General features: G+C 65.7%; 6 protein-coding genes. 3 read left to right on the forward strand and 3 right to left on the reverse strand.

Annotated features, from left to right (window positions below; all coding sequences use genetic code 11):
• Positions 1-3: 3 nt before the first annotated feature.
• Positions 4-1,143, reverse strand: coding sequence for an acyl-CoA dehydrogenase family protein (locus ACT86A_RS26020; protein ID WP_445094849.1), 1,140 nt, complete (start codon positions 1,141-1,143; stop codon positions 4-6).
• A 5-nt stretch (positions 1,144-1,148) separates the two neighbouring features.
• Positions 1,149-2,648, reverse strand: coding sequence for a CoA-acylating methylmalonate-semialdehyde dehydrogenase (locus ACT86A_RS26025; protein ID WP_445094850.1), 1,500 nt, complete (start codon positions 2,646-2,648; stop codon positions 1,149-1,151).
• A gap of 237 nt (positions 2,649-2,885) precedes the next feature.
• Here ACT86A_RS26025 and icmF point away from each other — a divergent pair, with 237 nt between their 5' ends.
• Positions 2,886-6,104, forward strand: coding sequence for a fused isobutyryl-CoA mutase/GTPase IcmF (icmF, locus tag ACT86A_RS26030; RefSeq protein ID WP_445094851.1), 3,219 nt, complete (start codon positions 2,886-2,888; stop codon positions 6,102-6,104).
• A gap of 95 nt (positions 6,105-6,199) precedes the next feature.
• Here icmF and ACT86A_RS26035 read toward each other — a convergent pair whose 3' ends face one another.
• A complete protein-coding gene (locus ACT86A_RS26035; protein ID WP_445094852.1) occupies positions 6,200-6,826 on the reverse strand; it encodes a Dabb family protein in 627 nt (208 codons plus the stop codon).
• Between the two features lie 373 nt (positions 6,827-7,199).
• Here ACT86A_RS26035 and ACT86A_RS26040 point away from each other — a divergent pair, with 373 nt between their 5' ends.
• A complete protein-coding gene (locus ACT86A_RS26040; RefSeq protein WP_445094853.1) occupies positions 7,200-7,526 on the forward strand; it encodes a hypothetical protein in 327 nt (108 codons plus the stop codon).
• The gene (locus tag ACT86A_RS26045) at positions 7,523-7,825 is read left to right on the forward strand and encodes a CopG family ribbon-helix-helix protein (RefSeq protein WP_445094854.1); all 303 of its coding nucleotides are present in this window, start codon (positions 7,523-7,525) and stop codon (positions 7,823-7,825) included. Before ACT86A_RS26040 ends, ACT86A_RS26045 begins: the two co-directional genes overlap by 4 nt.
• The last annotated feature ends 92 nt before the right edge of the window (positions 7,826-7,917 follow it).

The following is a 7,917-nucleotide window of genomic DNA, read 5'->3' on the forward strand; positions in this document are numbered from 1 at the left end:
CGCTCATGCCGCTCCTACCACCGAGCGGGCGACGACCAGCCGCATGATTTCATTGGTGCCCTCCAGAATCTGGTGCACCCGCAGATCCCGGACGATCTTCTCCAAGCCGTACTCGGACAGGTACCCGTAGCCGCCGTGCAGTTGAAGCGCCCGGTTGGCCACCTCGAATCCGGCATCAGTCGCGAATCGTTTCGCCATGGCGCACAGCTCGACCTTATCCGGCGCGTCGGCGTCCAGTGCCGCCGCCGCTCGCCACAGCAAGGTGCGCGCGGCCTCCAATTCGGTACGCATATCGGCGAGTTCGAATTGCAGCGCCTGGTTCTTCAACAGTGGCTTGCCGAACGCGTGTCGCTCGGCGAGATACGGCACCGTTTTGTCCAGCGCCGCCTGCGCGCCGCCGACCGAGCACGCGGCGATATTGAGCCTGCCGCCGTTGAGCCCGTTCATCGCGATGCGGAAGCCGTCGCCCTCCGCGCCGAGGCGGTTCGCCGCCGGAACCCTCGCGTCGGAGAAGATCACCTGCCGGGTCGGCTGCGCGTTCCAGCCCATCTTCCGCTCATTGGCGCCGAACGAGACGCCGGGTGTGTCGGCAGGCACGATGAAGGTCGAGATCCCTTGCGCCCCAGTGTCTCCTGTCCGTGCCATGACAATGTAGACGTCGGTGGCACCCGCTCCGGAGATGAACTGCTTGGCTCCGTTGAAGATGTAGTCGTCGCCGTCGCGAACGGCCTTGGTGGCCAGGGCCGCGGCGTCCGAGCCGACACCCGGCTCGGTCAGCGCGTAGCTGGACAGCAGTTCCATCATGGTCAGGCGAGGCAGCCAACGATCGCGCTGTTCGGCGTTGCCGTAGCAGTCGATCATCCAGGTCGCCATGTTGTGGATGGAGATGTAGGCGGCAACGGCCGGGCAGCCGGTGGCCAGCTGCTCGAAGATCCGCACGGCGTCCAGCCTGCGCAGGCCCGAACCGCCCAGATCCTCGTTGACGTAGATGCCACCGAGACCGAGCGGGCCCGCCTTCCGCAGAACGTCGACCGGGAAATGCTTCTGCTCATCCCATTCCAGCGCGTTCGGCGCGAGGTATTCGTCGGCGAAGCCGCGCGCGGTGTCGCGGATCGCCTTTTCGTCGTCATCCAGATCGAACATCCGCGTCAATCCATCGTCGGGATGACGAACGCGTTGGTCTCCTTCAGGCCGGAGGGCCAGCGCTGCGTCACCGTCTTGGTCTTGGTGTAGAAGCGGATCGAATCCGGCCCGTGCTGGTTCAGATCGCCGAAGCCGGAACGCTTCCAGCCACCGAAGGTGTAGTACGCGATCGGCACCGGGATCGGGACGTTGACGCCGACCATCCCGACCTGCACGCGCGAGGCGAAATCGCGGGCGGTGTCGCCGTCGCGGGTGAAGATCGCGACGCCGTTGCCGTACTCGTGCTCGTTGGCCAACCGCAAACCTTCTTCGTAGTCCTTGGCACGGACCACGGTGAGCACCGGGCCGAAGATCTCCTCGCGGTAGATCCGCATGTCCGGGGTGACCTTGTCGAACAGGGTCGCGCCGACGAAGTAGCCGTCCTCGGCGCCTTCCACGACCAGCCCGCGACCGTCCACCACCAGCTCGGCCCCCTCGTCGATGCCGATCTGGACGTAGCTGTTCACCCGATTCACCCCGTCCTGGCCGACCAGCGGGCCGAAGTCGGCACCCGGGTCGTCGGAGCGGCCGACGTTGAGCTTGTGCACCCGCTCGGTCAGTTTGGCCAGCAAGCGGTCGGCGGTCTCCTCGCCGACCGGAACCGCCACCGAGATCGCCATGCAGCGTTCGCCCGCGGAGCCGTAGCCCGCGCCGATCAGCTGGTCGGCAACGTCGTCCAGGTCTGCGTCCGGCATGATGATCGCGTGGTTCTTGGCGCCGCCGAAGCACTGGGCGCGCTTGCCGTTCGCGGTCGCGGTCTCGTAGATGTACTGCGCGATCGGGGTGGAGCCGACGAAGCCGACGGCCTTGATCCGCGGGTCGTGCAGCAGCGTGTCGACGGCTTCCTTGTCCCCGTTGACCACATTGAACACACCGGCGGGCAGCCCGGCCTCGAGGAACAGTTCGGCCAGCCGCAGCGGCACCGAGGGGTCGCGTTCGGAGGGCTTGAGCACGAACGCGTTGCCGGTGGCCAGCGCGGGACCGGCCTTCCACAGCGGAATCATGGCCGGGAAGTTGAACGGGGTGATGCCCGCGACGACACCGAGCGGTTGGCGCATCGAGTAGACGTCGATGCCGGTGCCCGCGCTTTCGGTGTATTCACCTTTGAGCAGGTGCGGAATGCCGGTGGCGAACTCGATGACCTCCAGTCCGCGCTGGATGTCGCCCTTGGCGTCGGGGATGGTCTTGCCGTGTTCGGAGGACAGCAGTGCGGCCAGCGAGTCGATCTCGTCCTGCACCAGGGTGAGGAACTTCATCAGCACACGCGCGCGCTTCTGCGGGTTGAATGCGGCCCACACCGGCTGCGCCGCTGCGGCATTCGCGATGACCGCCTCGACTTCGGACTTGCTCGCCAGCGGTACCCGGGCCTGCACCTGGCCGAGATTGGGGTCGAAGACGTCGCCGAAGTTGCCGGATGTGCCCGGCACATGCTGTCCGCCGATGAAATGGGTGAGTTCGCGAACCATGCCAGTCCTGTTCTCGTAGCCGATCGGAACACCGCGGTGCGGTATACGGGCATCCTATAGTTGGATGTCCAAGTATTGACCACTACACCCCACGATGTGATTCATCCCACGCCCATACGGCAGCGCCGGCTCCGTCGTGGCGATACCGGATCGACTATGGCTATGTGACCACTATCACCGTAGAATTAGTTTGACGTCCTAGTATCGGGCGCCAATGGACTCGCCGGAGGGGTTTCCGTGGCCGACAGCAGCGCGCTCTACACGCCCATCCATCCCGTTCGCTTCGTCACCTCCGCCGCCCTGTTCGACGGGCACGACGCGGCGATCAACATCATGCGCCGGATCCTGCAGAGCCAGGGCGCCGAAGTGATCCACCTCGGGCACAACCGCGCGGTCAGCGAGGTAGTCGACGCGGTGCTCACCGAGGACGCGCAAGGCGTGGCGGTCAGCTCCTACCAGGGCGGCCACGTCGAGTACTTCGAATACCTCGCGGACGCCTTGAAAAAGGCCGGCGCCGAGCACGTCCGGATCTTCGGCGGCGGTGGCGGCGTGATCGTCGCCGAGGAGATCGCGCGGCTGGCCGAAGCCGGAGTGACCATCTTCTCCCCGGAGGACGGGCAGCGGCTCGGCCTGCCGGGGATGATCAATCAGCTGATCCGCGACTGCGACGTCGATCCGGCGGCCGAGCCGCCCGCGCTGGACGCGATTCTCGCCGGTGAGCGAGCCGCTCTGGCCCGCGTCATCACCTGTCTACAAGGAAACACCCTGCCGCCGAGCGATCGGCAGCAGCTGGTCGAGGCAGCCGCGGCGCGCGGCGTGCCGGTGCTGGGCATCACCGGTACCGGCGGCTCCGGAAAGTCCTCGCTCACCGACGAATTGGTGCGTCGGCTGCGTTCGGACCAGCAGGACAAGCTTCGGGTCGCGATCCTCGCGGTGGACCCGACCAGGCGACGCGGCGGTGGCGCGCTGCTCGGCGACCGCATCCGCATGAACGCGCTCGACGGCGAACATATCTTCTTCCGCTCGCTGGCTACTCGCGGCGGACGGGAACTGCCGGACAACATCGATCTGATCGTCACCGCCTGCAAAGCGGCCGGGTACGACCTGGTCATCGTGGAAACGCCGGGCATCGGCCAGGGCGACGCGGCGGTGACCGATCACGTCGACGTGTCGCTGTACGTGATGACGCCCGAGTTCGGCGCAGCCTCCCAGCTGGAGAAGATCGACATGCTGGACTTCGCGGACGTGGTGGCGATCAACAAGTTCGAACGCCGCGGCGCCGAGGACGCGTTGCGCGACGTCGCCCGGCAGCTGATCCGCAATCGGGAGCAGTTCCAGGCGACGCCGGAAGATATGCCGGTCTTCGGCACCAGCGCCGCGACGTTCAACGACGACGGCGTGACGGCGCTCTACCAGCACCTGACCGGTTTGCTCGCCGAGCACGGTCTACCGCTGGAGCCCGGCGCGCTGCCGAAAGTGGGCGCCCGCGTGTCCACCCGCTTCGCGCAGATCATTCCCGCCGCACGGGTCCGCTACCTGGCCGAGATCGCCGAGACCGTGCGCGCCTACCACGCCGAGACCGCCGCGCAAGTCGTCGCGGCGCAACGTGTGCAACGCCTGGAACAGGTGGCCGCCGAGCTGCCCGACGACAGCGCAGTGGCGGACCTGGCCGAACGCGCACGCGCGGACCTCTCCCCGGCGAATGCCGCACTGCTGGCCGAATGGCCCGCGCTGTTCGAGTCCTATCAGGGCGAGGAGCAGGTGGTGCGCGTGCGCGACCGCGAGACGCACACCCGGCTACGCCGGGAAACGCTGTCCGGCAACTCGGTGCCGCGGGTCGCTCTGCCTCGCTACACCGATCACGGTGAGCTACTGCGCTTCCTGCGGGCCGAGCACCTGCCCGGCCGATTCCCTTTCACGGCCGGGGTGTTCGCGTTCAAACACGACACCGAGGACCCGGCGCGAATGTTCGCGGGCGAGGGCGACCCGTTCCGCACCAACCGCCGGTTCAAGGTACTGAGCGAGCATTCCGACGCGAAAAGATTGTCCACAGCGTTCGATTCGGTGACCCTGTATGGACACGACCCCGCCGAACGGCCCGACATCTACGGCAAGGTCGGCACGTCCGGCGTATCGATCGCCTCGCTCGAGGATATGAAGGTCCTCTACGACGGCTTCGAGCTGACCGCGCCGACCACGTCGGTGTCGATGACCATCAACGGACCAGCGCCGACCATCCTGGCGTACTTCCTCAACACGGCCATGGACCAGGCGCTGGATCGGTTCGCGGCCGAGCAGGGACGCCAACCGACCGACGCCGAGGCGGCCGACATCCGCGCCCGGGCACTGTCCACCGTGCGCGGCACGGTGCAGGCGGACATTCTCAAGGAGGACCAGGGGCAGAACACCTGCATTTTCTCCACCGAGTTCAGCCTGCGCATGATGGCCGACATCCAGGAGTGGTTCGTGCGCAACGGCGTCCGCAACTTCTATTCGGTGTCGATCTCCGGCTACCACATCGCCGAAGCGGGTGCGAACCCGATCAGCCAGCTGGCCTTCACCCTGGCCAACGGATTCACCTATGTGGAGGCGTATCTCGCACGCGGCATGCACATCGATGCCTTCGCGCCCAATCTGTCGTTCTTCTTCTCCAACGGGATGGACCCGGAGTACTCCGTCATCGGTCGGGTGGCCCGGCGCATCTGGGCCGTCGCCATGCGGGATCGCTACGGCGCTAACGAACGGTCGCAAAAGCTCAAGTACCACGTGCAGACTTCCGGCCGGTCGCTGCACGCGCAGGAGATGAATTTCAACGACATCCGCACCACCCTGCAGGCGCTGATCGCGATCTACGACAACTGCAACAGCCTGCACACCAACGCCTACGACGAGGCCGTGACCACCCCCACCGAGGAATCGGTGCGCCGCGCGCTGGCCATCCAGCTCATCATCAACCGCGAGTGGGGCGTCGCGATGAACGAGAACCCGCTGCAGGGCAGCTTTCTCGTCGACGAGCTCACCGACCTGGTCGAGGAGGCCGTGCTGACCGAGTTCGACCGGATCAGTGCACGCGGTGGCGTGCTCGGGGCCATGGAGACCGGCTACCAGCGCGGCAAGATCCAGGACGAATCGATGCGCTACGAGCAGCGCAAACACGACGGTTCACTGCCGATCATCGGGGTGAACACCTTCCGCAACTCGCACGGCGAACCGCAACGGGTCCTCGAGCTCGCCCGGGGCACCGAGGCGGAGAAGCAGTCCCAGCTGCGACGTGTCCGCGAGTTCCAGCAGCGCCACCGCGACGACGCCCACACCGCGCTCGCCCGCCTGGAGGCAGTCGCCCGCACCGACGACAACATCTTCGCGGTGTTGATGGACGCCGCCCGTGTGTGCACACTGCAACAGATCACCGACACCTTCTTCCGCGTGGGCGGGCAGTACCGCCGCAACGTGTGAGGAGCGGAAGGCGCCGAGTCATCAGACGATTCGCACCTCCGGGATGGTTTCCATGAGCGCAGCCCAGTCCGGGTACTTCGCGGGCTTCACCGCGTTCAGCGCCATGATCTTCTCGCGTAGCTCGGATCGGGCTGATCGGAGACGTCGGGGCCGATCACGATCTTCGCTATGTACGGGATGATCCGCGGATCGCCTTCCAAGTGGACCGGATCGTGCATGTAGCGCTCCAGCGCGTCGAGATCTTCGCTGCCATGCAGTGCCTGGGTCAGGCCTTCGGACGCGTCGCCCAGATTCTGGCCGACTGTCGAGAACGACACCGACTCCACCGAAGCGGTACGCCGCATCATCGCGAGGACCTCGGCTTTCTGCTCTCGGTGGTCTCGGGGCGGAAACCGAAGCGCAGTAGGTAACGCCTGCGTGATCGGGCGGACCAGACCATCGCACCACCGGCGTTGGTCGTGGCCGGCAGACCGGCGGATTCGCCTGTCTTGGCGTCCTTTTCGCCTTCGCCGAGATAGATCGTGAGGCCCTCGGCGATGGCTGCGAGGAGCTGCGTCGAGCTTGGTCACCCACGCGCGAACGCCCGCGCCGCCGTCCTCACCAAGGACCCAGTCGCAGGGGCTCCAGAACCACTCGCACGGCTCGGCCGCGACGCCCTGCGGGTCGAATACATGAGTTTTGCGGCCGTCGGTCGAACGCGCGGCGCGGGTCGCGTCGACCACATCGCGCTTACGACGGCGGACACCCTGCCAGGCCGCCGAGCAACCCCAGTTGGGTGTGGTGCCGTGAGGACCTGGTCGACTTCCTCGCGGGTCACACCCCGCAAATGCGATTCTGCCCAGTGAGGCAGCCAGTAGGGCATGGTGGGGCACCATACGCCCAGCCCCCGACAGGTCGCGATGTTCGGAAGCCGAAACGCGATCGAGGCGTAGAATACTCGAACATCCGTACTATTCCCGACCGCCGATAAGGACGTTACCGGCGGTCAGGCCCCGGCGTCCGGCCGGTTTTGATGAGGCTCAGTTAGCCCACCTGACGAAGAAGTCACAGGTCAGTACTATCGACGGGTTTCAGAAAGTGTAATACACTTTTATCGTGCGGATCACCATCCTGAAGTGCGCCAAACGGCACGGTGTCATGGAAGACGAGATCCGAGCCGCGCTGTCGTATCCAGTGCTCCGCATGCGGATAGCACCACGCCAGGACGGTACTGACCCATACCTTTTCATCGGAAGCTATGACGAGAATGAGCCACTACTGGAGGTCATCGCAGACCTCGTCGAATCGGACGAGTGGGTAGCGTTCCACGCCATGATGCTGCGGGCATCAACGATTCAGAACCTTGGGCTCGAGCTTGTAGTGGACGACCTCGATCTCGACAACATCGCCCGACAACGACCGGAGAGGAGAGATGACCTATGAGCAGGAAGAAGGAAACGCCGAAGCGGCTGACGGCCGCCGAATACGAGCGCATGTCCGATGACTACGCTGCGCACCCTGTTCGGGAGACAGAAGTCGTTGGGCCTGTAGAGGTCGGCATCACCGTCCTCCGCAAGGGCCGGCCAGCCGGTATTCGCAAGGGGAAAACACCGGGGCACTCGGTACGGCTGCCAGACAGCTTGCGAGAGCGTCTGGCCGTTCAAGCCGAGCGCGAGGATGCTTCTCAAAGCGAGGTCATTCGACGTGCCGTCTCGGAGTATCTGGACCGTCACGCCGTCTGAGAGGCAGCGCATACTCACGTGCGGCACCGATTCCGCCCGCCTGGTCTGAGCCGTCCAATGGTTCAGGCCGCGCGCAGGTAGGTGTAGGGGGT

The sequence above is a fragment of the Nocardia glycosmidis genome (assembly GCF_052545115.1).

Excerpts from the sequence above, each read along its gene's own strand:
- ACT86A_RS26045 (WP_445094854.1), top strand. The coding sequence starts at position 7,523 with ATGAGCAGGAAGAAGGAAACGCCGAAGCGGCTGACGGCCGCCGAATAC.
- ACT86A_RS26020 (WP_445094849.1), bottom strand. The coding sequence starts at position 1,143 with ATGTTCGATCTGGATGACGACGAAAAGGCGATCCGCGACACCGCGCGC.
- ACT86A_RS26025 (WP_445094850.1), bottom strand. The coding sequence starts at position 2,648 with ATGGTTCGCGAACTCACCCATTTCATCGGCGGACAGCATGTGCCGGGC.